At 40.4% G+C, this 24,437-nt stretch carries 20 protein-coding genes and 1 tRNA gene; 8 read left to right on the plus strand and 13 right to left on the minus strand.

The window, feature by feature from the left end; genetic code table 11:
• Nucleotides 1-100 precede the first annotated feature (100 nt).
• The 4 genes from DKM50_11630 to DKM50_11645 all read left to right on the plus strand — a co-directional run bounded on the left by DKM50_11630 (nucleotide 101) and on the right by DKM50_11645 (nucleotide 4,288).
• Nucleotides 101-1,357 (plus strand): adenylosuccinate synthase, encoded by a 1,257-nt coding sequence (locus DKM50_11630; protein PZM78423.1) that lies wholly within the window; start codon nucleotides 101-103, stop codon nucleotides 1,355-1,357.
• 86 nt (nucleotides 1,358-1,443) lie between these two features.
• Nucleotides 1,444-1,519 (plus strand) — tRNA-Lys (locus tag DKM50_11635).
• Nucleotides 1,520-1,758: 239 nt separating this feature from the next.
• A complete protein-coding gene (locus tag DKM50_11640; GenBank protein ID PZM78424.1) occupies nucleotides 1,759-2,532 on the plus strand; it encodes a slipin family protein in 774 nt (257 codons plus the stop codon).
• A 376-nt stretch (nucleotides 2,533-2,908) separates the two neighbouring features.
• Nucleotides 2,909-4,288, plus strand: a complete 1,380-nt coding sequence (locus DKM50_11645) for an MATE family efflux transporter (protein ID PZM78425.1) — start codon at nucleotides 2,909-2,911, stop codon at nucleotides 4,286-4,288.
• A 20-nt stretch (nucleotides 4,289-4,308) separates the two neighbouring features.
• Here DKM50_11645 and DKM50_11650 read toward each other — a convergent pair whose 3' ends face one another.
• The 5 genes from DKM50_11650 to DKM50_11670 form a co-directional block, all read right to left on the minus strand.
• Nucleotides 4,309-4,809 carry a hypothetical protein gene (locus tag DKM50_11650; GenBank protein ID PZM78426.1) on the minus strand — a complete coding sequence of 167 codons (501 nt, stop codon included), beginning with the start codon at nucleotides 4,807-4,809 and terminating at the stop codon, nucleotides 4,309-4,311.
• Nucleotides 4,810-4,940: 131 nt separating this feature from the next.
• A complete protein-coding gene (locus tag DKM50_11655) occupies nucleotides 4,941-6,107 on the minus strand; it encodes a hypothetical protein (protein ID PZM78427.1) in 1,167 nt (388 codons plus the stop codon).
• Nucleotides 6,108-6,242: 135 nt separating this feature from the next.
• A complete protein-coding gene (locus DKM50_11660; protein PZM78428.1) occupies nucleotides 6,243-6,938 on the minus strand; it encodes a hypothetical protein in 696 nt (231 codons plus the stop codon).
• A 150-nt stretch (nucleotides 6,939-7,088) separates the two neighbouring features.
• Nucleotides 7,089-8,669 carry an FAD-dependent oxidoreductase gene (locus DKM50_11665; protein PZM78429.1) on the minus strand — a complete coding sequence of 527 codons (1,581 nt, stop codon included), beginning with the start codon at nucleotides 8,667-8,669 and terminating at the stop codon, nucleotides 7,089-7,091.
• A 96-nt stretch (nucleotides 8,670-8,765) separates the two neighbouring features.
• The gene (locus DKM50_11670) at nucleotides 8,766-9,407 is read right to left on the minus strand and encodes an endonuclease (protein PZM78430.1); all 642 of its coding nucleotides are present in this window, start codon (nucleotides 9,405-9,407) and stop codon (nucleotides 8,766-8,768) included.
• Between the two features lie 296 nt (nucleotides 9,408-9,703).
• On the opposite strand from DKM50_11670, the gene DKM50_11675 reads away from it, so the two are divergent.
• Complete coding sequence (locus DKM50_11675) at nucleotides 9,704-11,371, plus strand: L-lactate permease (protein ID PZM78431.1); 1,668 nt, start codon at nucleotides 9,704-9,706, stop codon at nucleotides 11,369-11,371.
• 93 nt (nucleotides 11,372-11,464) lie between these two features.
• Here DKM50_11675 and DKM50_11680 read toward each other — a convergent pair whose 3' ends face one another.
• A complete protein-coding gene (locus tag DKM50_11680) occupies nucleotides 11,465-12,664 on the minus strand; it encodes a hypothetical protein (GenBank protein ID PZM78432.1) in 1,200 nt (399 codons plus the stop codon).
• A gap of 285 nt (nucleotides 12,665-12,949) precedes the next feature.
• Between DKM50_11680 and DKM50_11685 the strand changes: the two genes are divergently transcribed.
• Together DKM50_11685 and DKM50_11690 are read left to right on the plus strand one after the other, a co-directional pair.
• Nucleotides 12,950-14,164: a glutathione-dependent formaldehyde dehydrogenase gene (locus DKM50_11685; protein ID PZM78433.1), complete on the plus strand. Its 1,215-nt coding sequence runs from the start codon at nucleotides 12,950-12,952 to the stop codon at nucleotides 14,162-14,164.
• Nucleotides 14,165-14,452: 288 nt separating this feature from the next.
• On the plus strand, nucleotides 14,453-14,659 hold the full coding sequence (locus DKM50_11690; protein PZM78434.1) for a cold-shock protein: 207 nt from the start codon (nucleotides 14,453-14,455) through the stop codon (nucleotides 14,657-14,659).
• 96 nt (nucleotides 14,660-14,755) lie between these two features.
• Here the strand turns inward: DKM50_11690 and DKM50_11695 are convergent, their stop codons facing one another.
• Entirely contained in the window at nucleotides 14,756-15,418 is a 663-nt protein-coding gene (locus DKM50_11695; GenBank protein PZM78435.1) for a hypothetical protein, read from the minus strand.
• 289 nt (nucleotides 15,419-15,707) lie between these two features.
• On the opposite strand from DKM50_11695, the gene DKM50_11700 reads away from it, so the two are divergent.
• Nucleotides 15,708-16,631: an NUDIX hydrolase gene (locus tag DKM50_11700; GenBank protein ID PZM78436.1), complete on the plus strand. Its 924-nt coding sequence runs from the start codon at nucleotides 15,708-15,710 to the stop codon at nucleotides 16,629-16,631.
• A gap of 36 nt (nucleotides 16,632-16,667) precedes the next feature.
• On the opposite strand, the gene DKM50_11705 is transcribed toward DKM50_11700, so the two are convergent.
• From DKM50_11705 to DKM50_11730, 6 genes are read right to left on the minus strand one after another with little or no spacing between them, the layout of a single operon-like run.
• Nucleotides 16,668-17,675: a hypothetical protein gene (locus DKM50_11705; GenBank protein PZM78437.1), complete on the minus strand. Its 1,008-nt coding sequence runs from the start codon at nucleotides 17,673-17,675 to the stop codon at nucleotides 16,668-16,670.
• A 10-nt stretch (nucleotides 17,676-17,685) separates the two neighbouring features.
• Complete coding sequence (locus DKM50_11710; protein ID PZM78438.1) at nucleotides 17,686-18,408, minus strand: hypothetical protein; 723 nt, start codon at nucleotides 18,406-18,408, stop codon at nucleotides 17,686-17,688.
• Entirely contained in the window at nucleotides 18,389-20,212 is a 1,824-nt protein-coding gene (locus DKM50_11715; protein PZM78439.1) for a hypothetical protein, read from the minus strand. The genes DKM50_11710 and DKM50_11715 overlap by 20 nt, the downstream gene beginning before the upstream one ends.
• Nucleotides 20,209-20,877 carry a hypothetical protein gene (locus DKM50_11720; protein PZM78440.1) on the minus strand — a complete coding sequence of 223 codons (669 nt, stop codon included), beginning with the start codon at nucleotides 20,875-20,877 and terminating at the stop codon, nucleotides 20,209-20,211. Before DKM50_11720 ends, DKM50_11715 begins: the two co-directional genes overlap by 4 nt.
• Nucleotides 20,861-22,231 carry a hypothetical protein gene (locus DKM50_11725; GenBank protein ID PZM78441.1) on the minus strand — a complete coding sequence of 457 codons (1,371 nt, stop codon included), beginning with the start codon at nucleotides 22,229-22,231 and terminating at the stop codon, nucleotides 20,861-20,863. The genes DKM50_11720 and DKM50_11725 overlap by 17 nt, the downstream gene beginning before the upstream one ends.
• Nucleotides 22,232-22,270: 39 nt before the next feature.
• Complete coding sequence (locus DKM50_11730) at nucleotides 22,271-24,163, minus strand: hypothetical protein (GenBank protein ID PZM78442.1); 1,893 nt, start codon at nucleotides 24,161-24,163, stop codon at nucleotides 22,271-22,273.
• Nucleotides 24,164-24,437: the final 274 nt, after the last annotated feature.

Genomic DNA, 24,437 nt, shown 5'->3' on the forward strand with positions numbered 1-24,437 from the left:
AAATTATTTCTTTTGTAAGTAAATGACCTATTTGCTTATATCCGGTTTTTTTTGAAAAATTAATAGTTAATATATCTATAAAATTAGTAGGAGTTAATCTATGGGTGTAAAAGTTTTGGTGGGTGCTCAGTGGGGCGATGAAGGTAAAGGTAAGATTACTGACCTTTTATCAAGCCAGGTTGATATGGTGGTTAGGTATCAAGGGGGAAATAATGCCGGGCATACTGTTGTTGTTGACGGACAGGTTTTTAAACTCCATCTTATCCCTTCCGGAATATTATATCCGAAAACAACATGTATTATAGGTAATGGCGTTGTTATAGATCCTGAAGTGCTGCTCGAAGAGATAGAAGATTTGAAAAAACGAGATATAAGTGTAGATAATCTTAAAATAAGCAGTTCAGCACACGTTATTATTCCTTATCACAGAATGCTTGATAAACTTCAAGAAGATAAAAGAAAAGAAGGTAAAAAAATCGGTACTACATGCCGCGGTATCGGTCCTGCTTATTCCGACAAAGTTAGTCGTACTGGTGTGAGAGTCGGAGATCTTTTCTCGAAAATAATACTAAAAGACAAAATACTTCATAGAAATTGGCCTGAATTGCTTGAGAATAATAATTTGGATATTGACTCAACTGTAGAAGATCTTTATGCAATCGGACAGAAATTGAAAAGTTATATAATCGATTCCGTATACTTCATTAATGATGCTGTTGAGAGTGGTAAGAATATACTTCTCGAAGGCGCACAAGGGACTATGCTTGACATTGATCATGGTACCTATCCATTTGTTACCTCCTCTAATCCTACTTCTGGAGGTGCCTGTACCGGTAGCGGTATCGGTCCTTCCCAGATCAATACTATCATTGGTGTTGCTAAGGCATATGTAACTAGAGTGGGCGAAGGACCTTTTCCTACCGAACTGTTTGATTCGACAGGTAACTTTCTAACTGAGAAAGGTTGCGAGTATGGAACGACAACCGGGAGAAAGAGACGGTGTGGCTGGTTCGATGCGGTTATTATGAATTATTCGCGAATAATTAACGGATTGACCGAAGTTGTCATTACGAAGCTTGATGTTCTGAGTGGTCTGGATACTTTAAAGATCTGTTACGCTTATGAACTCAATGGCAAGCCTGTTAATTACATTCCAGTTGATTATAGTTTGTTTGATCAATGCAAACCTCTTTATGAAGAAGTTCCCGGCTGGAAAGAGGATATTTCTAATGTGCGTAAATTCTCTGACCTTCCGAAAAATGCTCAAGATTATTTGAAAAGAATAGAGCAAATTACCAAAATTAAAATATCTAAGATTTCTGTAGGTTCGAGTAGAGACCAGATTATCGACATTTAATATTTTCGCATAGTAAACGCTGTTGACAGGTTATGCTGAAACTGGTAATATTCTTAACCGTTGTTTGTTATTTATAACAACAAAATGGGCCGGTAGCTCAGGTGGTAGAGCACTTGACTTTTAATCAAGTGGTCGAGGGTTCGAATCCCTCCCGGCTCACCAAGCATATATAATTAAAGTGGCTGTCCCAAAAGGGGCAGCCTCTTCTGCATTGTATGACAGATATAGTACACCCAAAGTTTTTAAATCCATAAGCACGTCTTGAAATTATTATCTGCTTTTCAGCATAGAATTATTATTAAAATTGACAAGACTTCGTTTGTTGGCTATATTGATTTTGTTGTGGTTGATATTAAATTCAATCATCGAAAGATCAGCTTGTTATTATTAGGAGGGTAATTATGTTCGGATTTTTGGTATTTCCTATAATTATTGTAATTATTACGTTAATCATTCCGGGGTTTAGGATTGTTAATCAATACGAAAAGGGAGTTGTTTTTCGTTTTGGTAAGATTATTGGCTTCAGAGAGCCTGGGCTTAATTGGATAATTCCTTATGTTGATATTATGAGAAAAGTTGATTTCAGGATTATTACATTACCAATTCCCCCGCAAAAAATAATTACGAAAGATAATGTCTCTGTGGATATTTCTGCAGTTGCCTACTTTCAAGTTACGGATGCCATAAAAAGCATTGTGGCTATCGCGGACGTTAGAAGTGCGATCGATCAGATAGCTCAAACGACGGTAAGAAATATTACTGGAAGGTTTTTGCTGGATGAAGTGTTGTCCGAAAGAGATTCCATCAATAAAGAAATTCGTACGGTTCTAGACCAGCATACCGAGCCGTGGGGAGTTATCGTGTCTTTGGTAGAGATTAAAGACATCGAGCTACCTGAGAATATGCAGCGTGCTATGGCTAAACAAGCTGAAGCTGAAAGAGAAAAAAGAGCAAAGATCATCGCCGCAGAAGGTGAATATCTGTCAAGCCAAAAGCTGGGTGATGCTGCCGATGTAATTGCTGCGCATCCGATAGCCCTTCAACTGCGAAACTTACAAACATTGGCAGAAATAAGCACAGAAAAAAACTCTACGATTATTTTCCCGGCTCAACTGATGAGTACGATAAATGATATGAAGAAATTTATTGATAGTGAAAATAGCACCCTTAAATAATTGGTTTTTGAGTTAATTTATTAGCTAGCAGATACAATGTGTTTTTGCTGGCTTCCCTGAAACATGCGCAAAGAACAGTCAGGAAAAAGTAACGTTATTTAGTTGATTCTATAATTTATATTAATAATTACCATGCAGGCCGGGATCCTGATATTTTTTGATATTTCAAGACTTGAATTGCCTACGAGTGTTCGTTACAATACACTTACTTTAGTTGTTCGTACAATTAATCGATGTTCCTTTTGTTTTGTATATTTTTGAATCCGATAAACAATCACCACAAAATATTCTAGTTTATTATTAAAGCAGATGTGTCTCTGGTTGATGAGCATATTCAGAGACCTGTTTAACTATTAAAATATAAAGGATTGATGTGATGGACCATGCTAAACAACTTACGGAGCTGACTATTTCCAGGCTTTTATTCAGGTTTTCTTTTCCAGCTATAATCGCTTTGCTGGTAAGCGTTTTTTATAATATTGTGGATAGATTTTTTGTTGGAAGAGCTATTGGCACGATGGGTATTGCTGCGACTACTGTAGCTCTTCCGATTATGCTGATATTAATGGCCTTTATTATGCTCGTAGGGGGTGGAGCCGCTACTCTGATAACCCTAAAACTTGGCGCGAAGAAAAAAGAGCGGGCTGAGCTGGTACTTGGCAATTCTTTTACGTTATTTATCGCTTTTTCGCTAATTCTTTCTGTTTTAGGTTTGGTATTCCTTGATCCCTTGCTGAAAATATTCGGTGCGAGTCAGGACGTATTGCCTTATGCCCGTATTTATACCGGGATTATTCTTACCGGCAACATCTTTCAGACCATAGGCTTGGGGATGAACAGTTTTATCCAGGGAGAGGGCAAACCGAAGCTTGCCATGGCAGCGATGCTCATTGGCTGTTTAGTCAATATACTGCTCTGCCCTTTGTTTATTAATGTATTCAATCTTGGAATCGGCGGATCTGCGTTGGCAACGGTGATCGCACAGATGGTGTCAGCGGCTTTTGTTCTGTATTATTATCTTTCTGGCCGCAGTATATTAAAGCTTTATCCCCGAAATCTGCTGCTCGACAGGGGCATTGTTTTCAGGATTGTTGCAATAGGAGTTGCTCCCTTTTCTATGCAGATAGCCGCGAGTATCCTCAATGCGATATTGAATAACCAGCTGCTTACGTATGGAGGTGATACTGCCATATCGGTAATGGGAGTCATCTACAGTATACTCGCACTACTCCTCATGCCGATATCCGGTATTAATCAAGGTATGTTGCCTATAATAGGCCACAATTATGGGGCAGGAAAATTCTGTCGTGTACAGAAAACTCTCAAATTGGCCTTGGTTTGTGCAACAATAATTGCAATTGCCGGATTTATATTAACCAGAGTATACTCTATAGGTTTAATTCATATGTTTAGCAAAGGTAATCATTATGTAGTGATGATGGGCCGTCATGCTATGTTGATCTTTTTTCTGGTGTTTCCGGTGATGGGTTTGCAGCTTATAACTACCAACTACTTTCAGGCAATTGGAAAAGCAAAGCATATGATGTTCCTTAATCTTTCAAGGCAACTGATCATTCTGATCCCTGCAATTATTATCCTTCCACGCTTTTGGGGGCTGGATGGAATATGGTATGTGATGCCTCTAGCCGACGCTGCTTCAGCACTTCTTACGGGCATATGGCTGGTAATGGAGATGCAGCGGTTAAATGTCAAAAAAAGTGAGCAAGCCAGGAATGAAGCAGCTCTTGAATCATGAGTTTTGTAATAGCCGGATTATCAGTTGGCTGTACTTTTAACCGTAACTTCTTGGGTGAAATATTTTTTGTTCCGGTAGAGCAGTATAAATAATGTTGCAGTAATGGCGGTTGTTACGAGTGCGAGAACTATGACGGCTGGTTTAGAGAAAACCATATTTATCATATCCGTATCAACTGGTAATCCTTTTTTCACTCTTCCGACGTAGTAGATTGCTTTTACGAAATCTGCATTAGCGAATAGTAGTGAAATGGAAAGTATATTTTTGACAAATGATAGTATTACGTTGGCTATTCCTATCTTGTATCCGATTGTTCGTGGTTTGAGCAGGAACCAGATGGCAAACGCGTCTAAAATCATTATCGGGACTAGAAACGCAAAATATAAAAATCCCAATTCCAAATGATTATAAAGACTGTAATCAAGATTTGTGAACCGTATCAGATGTTCGATATTTTTCAGAAAGCTCCAGGTAAATACTACTAATAATGCAATAATTGTTTTCGGGTAATTCAGTTTCATGATAGCTCCTTATTCAGTTTGGTTTAATATAATGATACCTTATTTGTTGAATAACTGTATAGATCTTATTATGGGAAAAAGGAAAGTTTTTAGGGGTTATTTGGGATGTGAGGAGTGAAAGCCGATGCCCTTTAGGCTTTGACAATAATATCAATATTGCCGCCTGCCCAGGTCTCGGGGTCATACCAAGGATTAACGGACAGATAGTTTGAGGCCCTTAGCGTGAGCCAGTATTCCCCTGGGGGTATCGAGGATAGTTCTGCCTGGTAATGGGTATCGCAAATTTTTGTCATGCGAATGTCTTGCGGTGCCTTGTTTTCATTTGTATTGCAGTGCAGAAATACAAATGGTTCGACAGGTCCTTCAAAAGACAAATGTGCGCGGACCAACAGCTTCTTATTCGCTTTGAGGTTTATTCTTTTATTTATAGCGTAATCCTCAAACTCTATACTTTTGATCTTCGTAGAGGATGGCCTCAAACTATCAGGATAGAGTGCTTCCAAGCTTTCTTTGAGTTGCATGTGCGGATAGATATTCTCTTTTCCTTCGATCATATTATCATCTCCGTGTCGGGCAATATGAACTGCCTGATGATAATTGAGCTGCTTGTTTTTTGCAAAAATATACGCCACAGCTACGGAACCGGAACGACCAATACCTGCCCGGCAATTGATGAGTATCCTGCGCTCTTTTTCGATTTGAAAATTGAGCCAGTCAATTGCTTCAATAATAGATTCATCTGCAATAGGATTATTGCCCCAGTCTCGCAATGGAATGAACTTGTATTGGTTTGAAGGGAAGGCAAAATTGCCGTGCTCAATCAGGTTAAGGATACAGTCGAACCCAAGTTCAGTTCCCCTATAGGCAGCTTGTGAGTTGCCAACCCAAAGATGTTTATCTACTTGTTTATAGACCGGGCCGTTAATCCAGGGTTCCGGTTTTTGCGGAGCGACGGTTATTTTATAAGTTTCTGAGGTATATTGCTTTCCATTTATAGAAAGTTTTGCGTAATAAGTTATTGTTCCAATGCAATCAGGAATAATTGTTGTAACAAATATGTTATTACTGTCGAGGATGAGTTCTCGTTTTTCTATCCTTGAGGCATGCCCGGGGTGCTTTACATAGATTTGGGCTTTTATCGCCTTGAGAGCGATTGCTGTTTTACAGGTAAAGTTAATTGTTACCGGTTCGAAAATATAGCAGTTATCGTATGAAGCGTATCCCTTAACATCGTAAATGCTTTGATATTTCTCTAGTTTCGGCAAAAAAAATGAAAAATGTTTTTGATCAATTGTCATGGATTTTCTACTGAGTTATTAGTTGAACATATGATATCGTATCTGCTCAAAAAGAGAAAGAAGCAGTAAACTGCTTCTCTAAAGCTATTTCAGTAATTTGATGTTTTTGCGGCTTAGTAGTTGTGTCCTGAGGGTTCACCCGAACCTAAGAAAATCGATAATATCGATCACTCCCGGGGTATGCCTTATGACATCGAGTATGGAATGGAACCCAGCCCATGTCGGGACTGATCCTCTTACAGTGACTTTTCCCTTTTCGACTTTAATATCGACGGTATCGACTGTAATATTCCGGTCACGGTTGAATGCCGCTATAATATTTTCAGCAATAGCTTGATCGCTCAGGTTGTTAGCAGGTACCACCGCGAGTTCATTAATTATTTTTGCAACGCCTTTTATCTTGCAGGTAAGGTCCTCTGCCAGATGCCTTTTCCAGTAAGCATCGACAGTTCCGCTAATTGTTACAGATCCTTTTTGTACCTCAATGTTGATATGGGCAGCTTCGATCGATGGGTTCCATAGAAGTATATCTCGAACCCGGCTACTGATCTCTTTGTCCGAAGGTAGTTCAAGCCCAGGTCTAAAGTGGACAATGAGTTCGTTGCGCACACTGGTGACTCCCGGCACGTTATAGGCATCCTTTTGCGCAACTTTTTTCCCGAAATAGTCTGAGACCGATCCGAATAGTGTTACTTTGTCGCCTTTGACTTCGACGCTTATGTCCGAGGCATCAACCCGGCTATCCCAGTATAGCTGGTCCTGTACGTTTTTCATGATTTCTTCTTTTGACATAGCCCACCCCCGTATATCAGCAATTATGAACAAGAACATCCTGTGCCGAGTTCGCGCTTGATACTACATCTCACCTGTGGACGCGTCAATAATCTGATATTTTGACATATGATGTCACCTTGTGAATATTAATAGCCTTAACCCCGAATGAATCCAAGGGTTAAGGCAAATATCAAATATTTCTATAGGTTATTCAAGATTAATTTCTCCCAGATCGGTTACTGCCGGGTCATGGATAACGCAGCCTTTATAATTGAACCGTGAGCCGTGGCACTGGCAATCCCAGGTGCTTTCTGCTTCGTTCCAAGTGACTGTACAGCCCATATGTGTGCAATTGCCGGATAGCGTATAGATGTTCCCATCAGGGTCTTTATAGGCTGCTACTTTGTGGTCTTTGGCTTGAAGCAGCGCTCCTTCCCCCAACCCCAATTGTAATGGGTCCCCTGCAGGAGGCGATGGCGGAGTTTCTGACGCCAATCCCACAGCAAAGATGTTTTCTTTTTTAGCTTGTTCTATATCGAATCTACCAGGATCAAAAACCTGTGACCAGGGGTTTTGCTTTCCTTGTATTAGATCTGTTAAGATCATCCCTGCGACAGTTCCATGGGTCATTCCCCACTTTTTAAATCCGGTTGCTACATACAGGTGACTGGAATCCTGGGTGAGCTTTCCAATATAGGGAACGAGATCTACAGATATGTAGTCTTCTGTGGTCCATCTGTACTCAACTGAAGTTACCTTGAATAGCTTTTTCGTGGCTTCTTCGAGTTTTTTATAGTGGATGATTGTATTTCCTCCTTGTCCGGTTCTGTGGTTTTCTCCGACAGCTATGACTAACTGCCCGGTTTCCACCGGATGTGAACGTAGAGAGTAAACCGGATTTCCGGTGCTTATATACATACCTTCAGGGAATGTTTCTTCAATTTTCAGACCTAAGGCATAGGACTGACTGGGGAACAGACGTGCGTTATATAGGCCATATTTATCATTAAAAGGATAGTTTGTTGCTATTATGACATTTTTTGCCTTGAACTCACCCTTGTCTGTGATGACAGTGCACGGCGTTCCTTCCTTAACATCTACTGCTCTGGTTTTTTCAAAAATGTAACTTCCGTTACCATCGATTATTTTAGCGAGTGACAAAAGATATTTCCGGGGATGGAACTGAGCTTGATTATCAAAACGTATTGCTCCGTCAACCTTAAATGGAAGCGGGATAGATTCGACGAACGTAGCCGGTAGCCCAAGCTTTTTGGCGGCGGCTACCTCTTCGATAACCTGATCCCTCTTTCCACCAGGGAGGGTATAAGTATAAGCCGGTTGCCGAATGAATTCACAGTCAATGTGATGTTCCTCTGCTAAGGAAGCTATTTTCTCGATTCCTGCCTGGTTGGCATCAGCGTATTGCCTGGCAAGGACTTCACCGAATTTAGCGATAAGGTAGGCATAGGTGAGTGAATGCTGTGAGGTTATTTTTGCAGTCGTATTCCCTGTGACGCCTTTTATTATTCTATCTGATTCAATAACGGCAACTGATAGCCCGGCTTTCTTGAGCAAAAGAGCTGAAGTAATCCCGGTTATTCCTCCTCCGATGACAGCTACATCAACTGTCATAGCTTTTTTTAAATTTGGGAAGTTGGTTTCAGGCGTTGTTGCTATCCAGAACGATTCAGGTTTGCCAGGAATTCCTTTGTAAATATGGGCACTCACATTAATCCCCCCCTTTTTTGATTCAGAGCTTTTTGTTGCAGAGTATTTATCATAGTTCATTAGGGATGTATAGGAACTGATAGCCGCATGGTATGGGCAAAAATGAAGTCAAAAATTCCTGTATGAAGTGTTAGTGTTTTTTTGTTTTTGGACTTATTAAGCAGCCTTGAGTATCGAGTCATATTGTTTATTAATATTTGTTTTTACTAGGCTATCAACAAGGTGGATAAAGTTATTTCTTTCGACAAGTTCGCTGAGCATCTGTGTGTTGTCAGCAAGTCCTAATTCTTTTGCTGCTTGAATTGCTTTCTGGTCTGCGAAAGGAAACAGTTCTTCCCATATTGACTGTATTTCCCTGAAGAATATATCTGTACCCACATCGCCGATCCCATTGAATTGCTTTAATAGCTGGCGTTCTTGTTGCGGATCATGGTGAGCAGCTTCTCTTAGCTGGTTCAAATCTCCATGATAATGATTTATGATCTTCCTTGAGTTTTCTTCGAGCTTAGACGAGGTTGACTCATCATATCTGGCATATCCGGCCCGATCGAGTGCTTCAACTCGTTGTTGCCAGCTAGCCTCAATCATTTTCTGAGGGGATGTCCAGCCGGCTGCAAAAAGTTCTTTAGCTGCCTTGACTGCTATATCTGACCTTATCCTGGTGCTGAATAACAATGCGGAACAGAATAACTTGAACAGTTCCGTTGGGGAATTGTCTATTTTTATCCCCACATCCGCTGCAAATGTTGTAGTGTATTTTTGGAGAAGAAGGTTTATGGTTTTTTGCTTGTCTGTCATAGCTACTCCTCCTTTTTTTTATCTGCCAGGATCAAGGAGAGAATAATAAGTTTTTCACCTGAAATGTCAATCTTTATTCTGGTAGCGCTTTTCCGAAGTTCCAGATTTCACACTGTGGCCAGTGTATTTTTAAATTCAGATAACTTTTTTTAGGTTCAATGACTTGCTTGCTATTTCGGACAATATGATTAGAATGCTGCATGTCGTCGGAGTGCTGGAATATTATGGTGGCGGATTGTTAGATTTAAAATAATGTATTGTCTTTATCGGATTAATGAGCCGTAAGGATAATTGTTGTGATAGCTCTTTTAGCTGCATTGCCAATTGTTATTGTCGGTGTTCTAATGGTGGCTTTCGATTGGCCGTCACGGAGAGCGATGCCGATCGGCTGGCTGGCTGCCTCTATCATTGCTCTGACAGCTTGGAAAATGCCGGTACGCTGGCTCGCAGCGGCTTCTATTGCCGGAGCAATTAATGCCTTGGATATCCTTATTATTGTTTTTGGTGCTTTGTTACTGCTTCAACTGCTAAAGAAAAGCGGCGGCATCCATGGAATCTCACAATCTATGGCATCAATTTCTACTGATAGAAGAGTTCAGGTCATCATTATCGCCTGGCTTCTGGGCTCGTTTTTCGAGGGTGCTGCGGGGTTCGGGACAGCTGCGGGTGTTGCAGCGCCATTGCTTGTTGGAATGGGCTTTCCCCCGCTGATTGCGGCAATCTCGTCATTAGTTGCCGATAGCGCTTCAGTCTCTTTCGGGGCTGTCGGTGTGCCGATTTGGGGAGGTTTCGCGCCTTTAGAACATGTTGCTAAAATGCCGGTTTTAAGCCAGGGCACTCCTATGGGTTTTGAACAGTTTTTGCATAGCATCGGTATATTTGCGGCCCTTTTACATTTTCTGGTAGGGACATTTATCCCTCTAATTATTCTTGCGATGATGACTAAAATAACCGAGGGATCGTTTAAACCGGGGTTGCAGGCCTGGCCGCTTGCTTTTGCCGGTGGGTTATCCTTTACTGTCCCGGAATTGCTTATTGCAATTGCAGCTGGTCCTGAACTTCCATCGCTTCTCGGCTCGCTGATCGGTCTTCCGGTTTTTATTTATATTGTTAAACGCGGATATTTTCTTCCCAAAAAACCCTGGGACTTCCCGCCTCATGACCAATGGAAAGCCGGGTGGGAGGGAGAACTGCCTGCCGGAGAAGAACCTGTGCCGCGAACAAAAGTTATCAGTCCTTTCCTGGCCTGGTTCCCATATCTTTTCATCGGTGTAATTCTGTTGTTCACCAGATTAGAGGTTTTTCATCTGGCTCCAGTACTAAAATTGTGGAGCCTGTCTTGGAACAGTATTCTTGGTACATCGATTAATGCTGCTATTATCCCTTTTTATAACCCGGGAATATTCCCTTTTATCGGGATCGCCTTGCTTATTCCTTTATTACACGGACTCGATAAAGAGAGCACTTTCAAGGCATGGAAGGAGACGTTCCATCTGATCCAGCATGCTGCAATTGCTTTGTTTTTTGCTTTGGCTATGGTATTTGTGATGATCAACTCAGGAGAAGCATTTCATTCTGATTCGATGCTTATTGTGATGGCCAAAGCAGCTTCCGGATTAGGTGGACAGGTATGGTATTTGATCGCACCGCTGGTCGGGATCCTCGGTACGTTTATCTCGGGAAGTAATACGGTCTCCGATATTATGTTCGGGACCTTTCAATATAGTACGGCGGTTGTCTCGGGGTTGCCGGTGATACCTATCTTAGCTTTACAGGCAGTGGGCGGAGCTGCCGGACATATGCTCTGTATTCATAATGTTGTTGCCGCGCTTACAACTGTCGGCCTGGTTGGAAAAGAGGGTCTTGTTATCAGAGAAAACCTTCTGGTGTGCCTCTGGTACGGACTGATGGCAGGCGTGATAACTTGGCTCGCCGTCGCTTTTTTTGTTCCCGGCATACCCTAAATCCGGATAAGTTGCTGAAAACATCAACCGTCCTATTTCACAAGTAAAAAGCGACCTTTTTCCCGCGTTTATTGAAATGCTTTTACTCTTTTGCTAAAGAAGTTCAACGTGACTGTAGTCTAGTTTTGCGGGGTTTTCGTATATGTCGATTATTGTTTCTTTTTGGTCCTTCAAAGCTTCAAAATCAATATGTGTGGTATCGGTGTATTCCGGTTGCAGCGATTTTTCTCCCCACTTTTCTCTGAATTGCTTGTATGCAGCTTGTACCAGGTCTCTTCTGTTGGACATGAGCTGTGTATATTCTTTTGATTGTCCCTTGATATGTCCGGCTCCTTCATGATGGAGCCATGCGCCTTTAGCACACACTAATTTAAAGCCGGCTCTTTGTGCTCGAAGACCATAATCCGGATCTCCGAAATAACCGAAAAACCGGGTGTCTAGTATGCCGATCTTGTCTACTACAGCTTTTTTTATCAGAATAGCGTCTCCTGATAAAATATTGTTTTCTTCGCGGGTATATTGGTAACAGTCTGCGATATAGGCCGAGAATCTCAGGATATCCTTGTAATCGAGGACAGGAAATGGTGGTACGATTATATATTCGTTGTGGCTGTCAGTATACTGTGAGGTGCCTCTTACAATACCTATCTGCTGGTCCTGAGCAGATACTTCCAGTAGTGTTTTTACAAATTCAGGAGTTATCATCATGTCGTTGCTCAGAAAGATGATGTTATCTCCTGTTGATTGTGATAATCCGTAACTAAATGACCCGGTATAGTGTAAATGTTTCTTGCTATTAATTATTTTGACCGCACCTTTGACTTGTTCCCGGAATTTTAAAAATAGATCAATAATGCCATGTTTTGGATCTGAATCGTCATTTATTAAGATATATTCTGTATCTTTTGTTAAGAAAGAGAATGTGAACGCTACTGATCGAAGACATTTTAAGGTAAGGAGCTTATTATTTCTAACGGGAATTATGACAGAAAATTTAGGCTGGGTGATTTTTTTATTATCCGGGAGATTATTTTCTTTATTTTCTGTTTTTTTTTCGGGAACCGTTAAAAAATCATTATAGGCTGTTACCACGCGCTCATAGTTCCCTGCATTTTTTTTTATATCGAAAAGCTTCTTATGGGCTTTCGTATGATTGCAGTCCATTTCAATAATTGAGCGATAGAGGTCAGTAGCCTCTTTGAGGTTACCAGCTTGGTGATAAAGGTCAGCTTTGAAGAGCAGACTTTCTGAATCAGGAGATGCGTTTTGTTCGGAGGTCATAAGCTCGCTCATAATAATTAATTATTTTAATTTAAAATCTTCATTACTATTATAACGAGAATTAGGACATAGTGCTATTTAATTACGGCATAATAATTTTTTATCTTGTTCGAAAAAAAACATTTTTTGGGACAAGCTCTATTTCGGGCATGAATATAACTTTTCATAATGTTTATAGTGATTCTATTAAATTGACGCTACCTATAAAGCGAGGTAATATCCCGCGACAAGGCATACCTGAGAATCGGATATCCGCAAAAATTTGTTATCAATATATTAAATTAAAGGAGGTGTTGTATGAAAGCTCTAGTCTTTGAAGGAATCGGCAACATTCAGCTCAAAGATGTTCCTGATCCGCAGATCCAGGAGCCTACTGATGCCATAGTCGGTATAACTGCATGCGGTATTTGCGGTACGGATTTGCATATGGTCCGTGGAACAATCTCCATGATGGAACCGGGAACTGTCTTAGGCCATGAAGGTGTCGGTGTGGTTGAAGAACTGGGAACTGAGGTCAGGAACTTGAATCTTGGTGATCGGGTAGTTATCCCGTCAACAATAGCTTGTGGCTACTGTTCGTATTGCCGTGATGGGTATTATTCGCAATGTGACAATGCAAATCCTCAAGGCAAGTTAGCGGGCACAGCTTATTTTGGCGGACCTAAGATGTCAGGTCCTTTTGACGGGCTTCAGGCAGAAAGAGCCAGAATTCCTTTTGCCAATGTCGGATTGGTGAAAATTCCTGACAATGTAACCGATCAACAGGCAATCTTTCTGTCAGATATTTTTCCTACAGGGTACTTTGGAGCTAAACTTGCAGAAATTAAGCCGGGAGATACTGTTGCTATTTTCGGTTGCGGTCCGGTAGGGCAGATGGCTGTCGCAAGTGCTAAGCTATTAGGTGCAGGACGTATTTTTGCGATTGATCAGGTCCCTTCACGGCTGGAGATGGCCCGGGCTCAAGGTGCAGAGATTATAGACTTCAGCAAAGAAGACCCTGTCGCCACGATATTGAACCTCACAGGAGATATTGGGGTTGACCGTGCAATTGATGCTGTTGGAATAGATGCAGAACGGCCCCATCAAGGAGAAGCAGTTAAAGAATCTAATGACAACGCCGAGATGTTTCTACAAGAGCTTCAGGAAATAGCGCCTCAGATAACTCTTCAGGGAGATGGCTGGATGAAGGGAGACGCTCCTTCTCAGGTACATATCTGGGCGGTTAATTCACTCGCGAAAGCAGGTACTTTTGCTATCATTGGCGTTTATCCTGAAACAGATCGGTTTTTCCCTATCGGTAAGGCGATGAATAAAAACCTTACTATCAACATGGGGAACTGCAACCATCGTAAATATATTCCGCAACTCCTTGATTACATTGAGCAAGGAGTTTTCGACCCGAGTAAGATACTCACCCAAGTAGAACCGATTACGAATATCCTGCAAGCTTATAAAGCCTTCGATAAAAAAGAATCAGGATGGGTCAAAGTTGAATTGGTCCCGGGTATTTAGCCGCAGGATTTGTTCCGGGATATGAGGGGGCTCAAAATCCGGTATCCCGGAACATTCTGGTTTTACAGTTTAGCACATGCATGAAAACGGAAGGGCCTCTAAGGGATATGGATAAATGCTTTTTATATTGTGATGGCATATAAATAATAAGCTTTACTTTGCTTATTTGTAATGGTAGGCTGCCTGAGAAATATGAGTGAGGATAGAGAAGGAAAAGGCATAATAACCGCAATAATAGGCTTTATTTCAAGCATCTTTAAGATGTTTTTATGATGGAAGGAGTTAGTTATGGCAACGGGAATGGTTAAATGGTTTAATTCAACAAAGGGATTTGGATTTATTTCACAGGATAATGGAGGCAGCGACCTTTTTGTTCATCACACAGGTATTAACCGGGAAGGCTATCGAAGCCTTAATGAAGGTGAGAGAGTTATGTTTGATGTAGAACAAGGGCAAAGAGGGCCTTGCGCTACGAACGTTACCTTAGCTGCATAGTTGAATCAGGTGAGTAAACATATTGAGCACCAGATAATTCTGGTGCTTTTTTGTTGCTTTGTTTCAGGTTTTCTATCGCGCCGGTTATTTAGTCTATCAACTGTGTGTGAGATAATTGACGATATCAACAACACCTTCAGTGTTCTTTGCAATATTCCATACTGCATATATTTCTGCTGATGAACCTACTGTTCCGGCTAAGGTCACCTTTCCATCTTTGACGTTAATATCGATGGCATCTATAGTAATTATTTTATCCCTGCTCAATGCAGCCGTAATGTCTTGTGCAATTTCATTGTCAGTGAAGCTTCTTGTCGGGACAACTGCGAGCTCGTTTATTACTTTGCTTGCACCTCTTACTTCAAATGCCATCTCTTCCGCAACTATCTTTTGCCAGTAAGATGCGGTGCTCCCCTTTAGGGTGACGACGCCGTTGTTTACAGAAACTTCGATTCGATTTGCATCAATGGCAGAATTCCAAAGAAATACATCTCTGACACGTGTTTCGGTATCTTGATCGTGCGAGCTTGTACTTTCCGGATTATGGCGAATAATTAATTGATTATTAACAGTGCCGACATCCCGGACATTATGAGCGTCCCTTTGAGCCGCTTCGCGAGCAATATAGTCGGGCACGGAGCCTAGTAAGTTGACCGTATCGTTCTTAACTACTACATCTATGTTAGATTCATTTACACGGCTGTCCCAATATAAGTGATTGAGCACGTCTTCTCTAATTTCTTCTTCTGTCCTTGCCATGAATAGCTCCTCTTTTCTGATGCGATACTTTAATCATTATTTTGTAATAATTCGCGATACTACATCACCGGAATAGCCACGTCAATTAGTTTAAACCGGATAATTCTTCGCAAATTATTACTAAGGATATTCCGATGATTAAAGCAAACTTATTCTAAAAAAATTAAGAATTAGTAAGGATAGTTCGAGGACAGTCTTTACTAATAACCGAAATTAATTTTCATAGAAAAGCTCAAAAACGGGTTGCTATAGAAAAGAAATTTGTATTAAAATAATACGATAACACATCATGAAAACTAAAATAATATCGACACAAGATACTTATATATCCATCCATGCTGATGCGGTATATAATCCAATTTCATATAACGATCTGACAAAAATAGGAGGCAAACCTATTTTAGGAAAAATAAGGAATCAATTCCTCGCAAAACTTAATACGGCTTCTGAGCACAGAGCCATGTCCCCTTACTACCTGGAGCATGATGGCGGAGTTAAGAGCTATTATGTCGACCAGAATGTTTTGACCAAAGGTGTTGAACGCGGATGGGCTGATCCGGAAGATCCCAGGCACGTTAATTATTCAAACAGGAAAACATATACAGGTAATGGCACATTGGCGTTTAAAGATGGAGTTCCTCAGAATCCGTATCTAAGTGCAAATCAGGCACCGGAAGGGCGAGGGTTGTTGGGAAAATGGGGTGTTAACGCTGCTGCTGATTTTTTGATCACTTTTACAGATAATGAAGGTAAACTTCGTATACTCATGATTCGCAGGGCCGATACCCGGCAGTTTGCTTTACCAGGAGGTATGGTTGATCCCGGAGAAAAATTCAGTCAGACTGCATTGCGTGAACTGGAAGAAGAAACGGGTATCCCAACCGGACAGCTCAGGGAAGAATTGGACAATTCAGGAGAAGCCATATATCAGGGCTACGTTGATGATCCTAGAAATACCCGAAATGCCTGGATGGAAACGAATGTTTTCCATCTTAACCTTACCAAAGAATTAGCGAGTTCGATACAGTTGCAAGCTGGTGATGATGCAATGTCAGTTGAATGGGCTGTTGCAACACCGGAACTTATTTCCAGCCTGTATGCGTCACATGGTGATTATGTTTTGATGTCCGTAGCCAGATTGATAGACGAAGGAATACTGTCCGCACAACCTTACAAAGCCCTATTCGAGGCTAAGGGATATACCGTACAATAATATCAACCGGATGGCTGCAAACGTCGCTATTAATTTCTAAGCATGTCCTGTAGTAAGTTCAGGGAAAATAAGGTCAGCCACGTATGCGGCAACATTTTGCGGTTGTCCCTTGCCGGGTTTCATATGCAGCGCAAAGCCGGGATTTGCGTTAATTTCGACTATCGTATAACTATCGTGGTGCTGTTCGCGTGATGCATCTTTGGTTAGGATGTCTATTCCTGCATAAGGAAGGCCATGCATGGTTTTTAGGGCTTTTGAGGCTATTGCAATAAATGAAGGGTGAACTATATCAGTACAATCTTCGCATGTTCCGCCCATAGACACATTAGTTGTATTTCTCAAGTAAATCTTTTCTTTCAGTAACGGTATGTAGTCAAGATCACGGTTTTGAGCCGATAAATAATCTATCGCCACCTGATCAATGATAATCGGGGAATGGACTGTGTTACGCGGGTTTGTTCTTTTATTTGATTCTCGCTCAGCTAATTCTTTTATTGAAAGCATTCCATTACCAATAACGTGTGCCGGATCACGGTGAACAACGGCATATTTCCCGGATTTTGTAATAAAGACACGATATTCTTTTCCATGAAAATATTTTTCGATTATAAATGGAATGGCGCCTAGTTCCGACAGTATTTCGTGAATAGAGGACAGCAGGGCAGCTTCATTCTTGATATCAATAAATACGCATCCTCCATGCGAGCCCCAATTAGGTTTTACCACGACAGGATAACCGAGCTGGTTGGCATAATTAATTGCCGGTTTGATCTCGTTTGGGTTAAAAACTTTGCCTTCAGGTACGCTGAGGTCTGCTGCTTTAAGCAACTTTTTTGCCAGTATTTTGTCCGAGGCCATTTTGGTTATATTATATTGATTAATCGATGTATATCGGTCTAATAGCCACTCTATATGGTTGCCCCAGGTTGCTTTGAGCAATTCGATTTCCTGATCTACAATTACTACGGTAATTCCACGGTTTTTAAGCTCCTGTACCAGGAGCCTTTGGTTTGTATGCAGTTTTGCCAGTTCTTCGTCGTTCATATGGTATTCCTTATATTTTATTTCTTTGGAAAATTATAACGTTATGCTGTATTGTATCAGATTTTGTTTTACTTGCTACATGTTCTCCCCATATAGTCCCGATGACGTTGTAACATTCCTCCGGGCTATCAAACTTGAAGTAGGTATTAATCTTTTTTTTTACTGAAAAACTCGCTTTTGTGATCAGCCATTCGTTGTAAGCAGTGGTCCGGTTTTCCAGATTATCGATCCGGCCACGTATTTCTTCAAATTCTCCTCCGGAATCATTTTCTATAAGGATTATACTTCCGGTAGGTCTTAGTACCCTGTTTAGTTCTTCAAGTATTCTAACTCGCTTTTCTTCTTCCAGCACTGTCCCTAAGAACCAGCTTCCGATAATCACATCAATACTGTTAGTCTCGATAGGGATACTGTCGGCGGAAACATTAACGAGGGTAACGTTGTTAAATAATGCAGTGTTTAAATCAGCACTATCAAGCTGTGGCTTAGAAATGTCTACTCCTGTTATATTTGTTGCCAACGGCGCGAATAGCTCGATATATTTACCAGTTCCGCAACCGGCATCAAGCATTACACTATCTTTTATTAGCGGCTTTAAATAATCTATGATCAATCCAGGGTGATCCTCTGCTGTTGCCAGCCGGTTATAGATACCATTATTATGATAATAAATAATAGAATCAGCAGATAAAGTATTCTGTAGATAATCAATGTCAGTGGGTTTTGATAACACAGATCATATCCTCTTTGTTTTCCAGTACACCCTGGAATTTATACTCAATATATTCATGGTTCCTGCCTGTAAATAAATTATTCCTGATATCTTTTCTGTATATATCATTCCTCGGGTTGCTATTATTGCAATCATACAGATAAGCTAAAATCATACATCCCTTGTTGTGCATCTTATCTAGAAGGTTATTAACTAAAGTATTGAAGTGCTGCAGTTCGTGAATATAGTCTGCAATATTTGATAATAATATTATGTCATAGCAGGATTGGTTATTACCACTCAGTTCTTCCAGTGAATATGAATGCCAGCAAAAACTTTTTATTAGTAACTGTTCTCTGGTTTTTTCATAAGTATTTTTGCTTTGCAAATAGGGATTATATCTGATTTTATTTGATCCGCGGTCATGTGTATTGTTGAATAATTCGGATTTTCTTAATTCTTCACCGTTACGATCAAAAATAGAGTACATCCTGTCAAAGAACATTCGCGTTGCCGGGGATAGCTGCTCGTCGATTTTTTTATAGGTTTCGTATGAAAACTGATTTTTACCATCGATAAGCAAGAATGCGAGAAAATCTTCATATGACAGGTGTTTTATCGCAACCAGTTTAAGCTCGACAAAATATCTTGACAGAAGGTTGAGATCAAAGCAGGTTACTTTTTTAGCCTTAGAGTAATAAGCATTGATCATATGGTCGCCTGAGCTGCCTACACAGAGTACTGTCTTGTCCGCAAAATCAATATATGGGTAATAAGCTGCGATGTCCTCCGTAGTAAATGAATATAGCCTGCCGAATCTGGAGAATTTTTTGGTTTTATTGAAACGGGACCGCAATGTGTTTTTATTGTTAATTGTTTCTAAAAAAGATATTTCTTCAAGATTATTTTTGGGACAGCCGGTGAGACCTTGATTTTCCAGACTGTCAATTAATGCAGTGTATGATTGCAGTGACTGTTCCATATTGTTAAAAGCGCAATTAAAGGCTTTGGTTTGTTCATATATCCAGGTACAGGGGGATAGCGTGCCCAGAGCATCTATGTAGAGTAACCGCCTGCCTCCAGGACAGGTTTTTGGTTGGTGTGCAACTGGTTTTGCAAAGTTAGAGGAGATAACTATAGTATTATGAAAAGTCTTTTGGAGGGCTGCTATATTCTTACCAAGCTCAGGTAAAGGAATATCAGCAATTATCGATAGGTCACCTTTCAGTTTCCCAATTGGTTCCAGCAATGAATATGCGATTTCCTTTACCCCTAACTGTGAGCAAAACTCAGCTATTTCTGTTAGCTTATCCTGATTTCCTTTATAAATGAGACAGCCGACCCGAATGTATATGTTAGTCTTTGTCAGGAGCTTGAGTCCGTTAATCGTTGGTTCGAAGCTATCAGGTCCTCTGACGTTTTCATGCGATGTTCTGTCGGGGCCATCAATGCTGACATGTATCATTTGGATATTTATTGTTTTAAGGAATTCGATAGTTTTGGGTGTGATCAGAGATGCATTGGTTGAGATGTCTATTATAAACCCACAAGAAGAAAAATAAGAAAGGACCTCATATATATCAGGTCTGATAAAAGGCTCTCCACCTGTAATTTTCAGATGAGTGAACTCCAGAGACTTCAAGTTGTCGGCTATCTTCTTGATTTCGGTAGTGGATATCTTGTTTTCCCGGATGACGTTTTGAGAATTGGGCATGCAGTATACGCAGGAGTAGTTGCAGCGGTTAGTAATACTCCAGATAACACGCTTGCCATTTTCTGGAATGCGAAAAAGACAAGCCGGCTGGCCTTCTGATTTTTTATTCATAGCGCCTCCTGGAATATCAGGTCGAAAAGTTTTTCAAATTCGCATTTATCCGGGTGGCTACCCGTATCAAAAATAGTATAAAAACCGTTCTCTTTATTCTGATAAATTTCCTTTATTCTTGTAATCCTGTCTGTATCAGCCGGCTGGCACTGTATCCTTTTTTGTAACTGGCGCAAGGATAGATCGCTATTTTTGAGTCTGTGCATTCTTATATTATTTGCGCAGGTTATTAGAACAAGATTGTAATCCACCAGATTAAGCATCTTGTCTTCGATGAGCATAGCCCATTCCACAATTATCAGACCATTTAAAGGTTGAATAAGAAGTTGCAGTTCTTTTTTTATCTCCGGGTTTATTAAGTTTTCATACTTTTTCCTTTTTTGAGAATCAGAGAAGATAACCTCACCAATCATATTGCCTGGGAGTTGATTGCTGAGAGAAAGTCCGAGCTGTAAGGTGCCGGCTATTTTTTTTCTTAACTCCATATGATTGCAGGAGCTTGAAAATTGAAGGATATTTCTCCTTACCTTATCGACATCGATTATATGAAAAGGGATGTTTTTGTTGGCAGCTATTTGAGCCAGCTCATTACAGGTATAACTTTTTCCAGAGGCCATATTCCCGGTTATTCCCAAGACCTTTTTCATATTACCAGCCAATCCCATATTTTAGTGGAATGAATGAAAGGATTTTGGAATTAGCTTTAGTGGGAAAAAAATTGGACATATCAGCTGAGCTTTTTATAATTACATAGTTCCGTTTGCTAAGGTCTTGAGTTAAATGGTCAATCCTGTTTTGCAAATATTTCCGGGTTACTTTTGCCGTAATAACAGTAGGGAAGGAATTATGAATATACTGCGAAGGAAACCGATCGCAAACCAGCTCGCGATGAATGGTGGAGCCAGCCCTTAATGCCAGATAATGTATCCGTATCTCATCAGTTTCTAATCTGGAGATCAGTTCAATTGTAGCCTCAAGATCAGATTCTTCGGTATCCGGAAGATCAAGGATCCAACTGCTTCTGGTCCGAAACCCGAACTCTTTGCTCTGTTGCACGGTCTTCAGAATCATGTCGCGAGTGGAATGTTTTTTTATAGACTGAAGGATGCGCTCACTCCCTGATTCCAGTCCATAATGTATCCACCTGAAACCTGCCTCGTACATTTTTTTCAAGAGATCAGTATTAACTGTATTTACAGCGGCTAGGCAACCCAGGGAGACATCCAGTTTTTTCTCAATGATAAGGTTACAGATATCAATTATTCTTTGATTATCAACTGTTGCGTTATCATCAAGAAATATAATCTTTTTTGATCCGGTAGTTTTAACTAAATATTCAATTTCGTCTGCAACAAGAGTAGCAGATTTACCCTGCCAGTTACCCCAGAACGAAGGGGTAGGGCAGTAAGAACAACTTCCGTTACAACCGCGGCTGCTCAAGATACTGCGAACTTCAATATAGTGGTCAATGTCAATCAGTCTCCTGTCTGGCATAGGGAGATCGTTAATGTCAGTATATTCTTGCAGGCCGTTTTTGATGATTTTATTGGCACTGCGAAAAATAATACCGTTGATCGTTGATAAAACCGGTGTATCCCAGGTTTTTTCCTTTAGTAATTGTGATAAAGCGGTTTCCATGTGGAACGTTATTATTATGTCTAAAAGGTTACATTGCTCGAATACCAGTTCTGGAAAATAGGTTGCTGTTTTCCCGCCAAGAACCGTTTTGATATTGTGTTGTGCAGCGATATTGATAATCAGGTTAATTTCGATTAGGGTTCCTGTTGTGTGAAGCGGGATATGGTAGTCAAGGGTAAGGACGATAACCTCCGGCTTTTTATTATCAAATACGTGTTCCAGATCATCGGCTTGTAATTGTTCCGTATCCATATCAATTATTGATACCTTATGACCGAAAGTGGCGATATAGGTTGCCAGAGAGATGATATCAATGGGCTCGATAAGTATATTTTTATCCGAAAAGGGTACATTCGGGGGATTAATAAAAAGAATATTCATAATAAGAGTATACTAACATTTTTAATGCAAGATACGGAACTATTCGTTACTTCCATAGCCTGAACTTCGACCGGAGTAAACTGGACTATATGATGATCTCTGCACGCTTTTAAGCCGGGCTGCTTCCAACTCCAGTTGTTTTTTATCCTGAACTAAGCTTTCATTTTTGCTCTGCAATTGGTAGTTGTCGCGTCGTAGTTTATTCATCTGATGTTTTGTATCTGCTAATTCCGTGTCCATTTCGGATAGTTGCTGTTTTAGTCTGGTGATTATTTCAGGATCACCAATTGTGCCAAACATGGTATCGAAACCTTTTTTAAGATGGGTGCATTTTGCTTTAAAGGTGGTTAATTGGTCAAGTTTTTCATTGATAGCTGCAAACTGCGGCGCATCCGTGGATACTTCCATCATATCGGCCATATGGGCAAGTGCTGTCTTCTGTTTCTGGTAAGTATCTTCCAGTTCTTTTATTTTTTTTTCGAGTTCTTCAATGTTTAATTTGCATGAGACTTCGATTAAACGAGTAAGCTTTTCCTGAGATATGCTGTAACCAAAAGCCTCTAATACTTCATGAAGGAGCTCTTTATTCAAGGCCATTTTGGGATTGCCTGATTTTTCTACAATGAACTCTAATAGCTTGGACCTTGTATCTTTATCGGATTCTTTTCCGGTAATTTGTTCTATTGCATCAACCAGGACCCTTCGGGCAACCGTATACTCCGGATTGAAATCTGTTTCAGTATGCGGGGTAAACTTTTTACTCAATTCTTCAATGAAAGTAAGATAGGATTGTTCGCCGTATGCTTTAGTACTTACTCCTTCAGGCGCATCGATAGCCTTGCCGTGAGCAATAGCCTGATTGATCACGACCACAAAAGTATTTAAACTTTTGTCGTCGCCTTTTTCTTTAAGAAAACGATTTATTGCAGAATATAACGCTTTTGCTGATTCCCTGGGCGTCAGGTCACTTAATAGCCCTGTGTTTAGCGCTGGGAACGCAATTGATTTCAGCCCGGCAGCATCAGCTTGCAGCAAAGCATTATACGCTGCTTTTTCTGTTACTGCGTAAGCATCACTTTCCGGCAAAGCACTTACAATATTTACAAAAGCAACTGGCTGACCTTTTCTCTCTCTGAGTATCTTGTGTACAAGGTCTGTATGTTTCGAATATTTCGTTGAATCGAGCCCAAGATCGAGTTGATTGTCATGGTAGTTTATCGGACTAAGATAATAATTTTTCTGTGAACTTAATAGTCCGGTATTTGCCAGGACCTCCCTGATTTGTATGGAATCCTCAAGAGAGATAGTATCATTTACAAAGCTGTCATCGCTAACCCGGCTTATACCTTTTTGAGATAACAGTTCTAAGGTTTTTCTTATGAAAGGGTCATGCGCTGTAAATTTACCGGAATTGAGCCCAAGATTAACTGATAGGTCATTATAAACAATATTTGTTAGATAATATCGCTGGCCAGTTAGGAGAATATTGTTCTTAACAAGAATTTCTCTGATTTTTTTTGAATCCTTTACTGTCAGGCCATCTCTGGCAAATAGATCTTCCTCTATACGCCCCTTATCCCAGGGAGCAGCGGTTAAGAAGGCATCGCCATAATCTTTGCCAGCAATCTCAGTGTTGATCTGTTCCCAGGTTTTTCTGATTGCTAGCTGGTCCCAATAATTTTTTCTTGCCGTGATAATTGATCCGGCGACCCCTCCTCTGGAAGCTTCATCTTTAAGATGAGGGACTACCCAGGCATCTACATTATCTAGTTTGGTAATGTCCCCAAGCGCGACAATAATCTCGGTTTTTTTAGCTATCCTTTTTCCAACCGCTGTTTTTATTTTTGCGTTGGATTTGATCCTGCCGAGAATCCCGGATGACTGGTCCTGATAAACCGGAATTGAGGCTGTTCCTATAATTTTTCTCAGCATTGTTTTCTCCTGTGAAGGTTCTATTGCTTGCTATTAGTTTTTGTTTGAATCTTGAGGAATTAAAACTTTAGCTGCATCTTATAAATGTATCGACATGAGTTTTTAAAAATCTCTCAAATTTTCAAATGTTTTTCCAAGAATATATGACCTTTATTCCGATATATATTCCGATATCCCCAACTCCTAAACAGAGAACTATATCAACTCAAAAAAACATTGTAGTGATATTGAAAAATAGAGTCAAACAAGGATCACCTAATTGGTGAGAAAATAT

Source organism: Candidatus Margulisiibacteriota bacterium, assembly GCA_003242895.1.
Lineage (GTDB): Bacteria > Margulisbacteria > Riflemargulisbacteria > GWF2-39-127 > GWF2-39-127 > GWF2-39-127.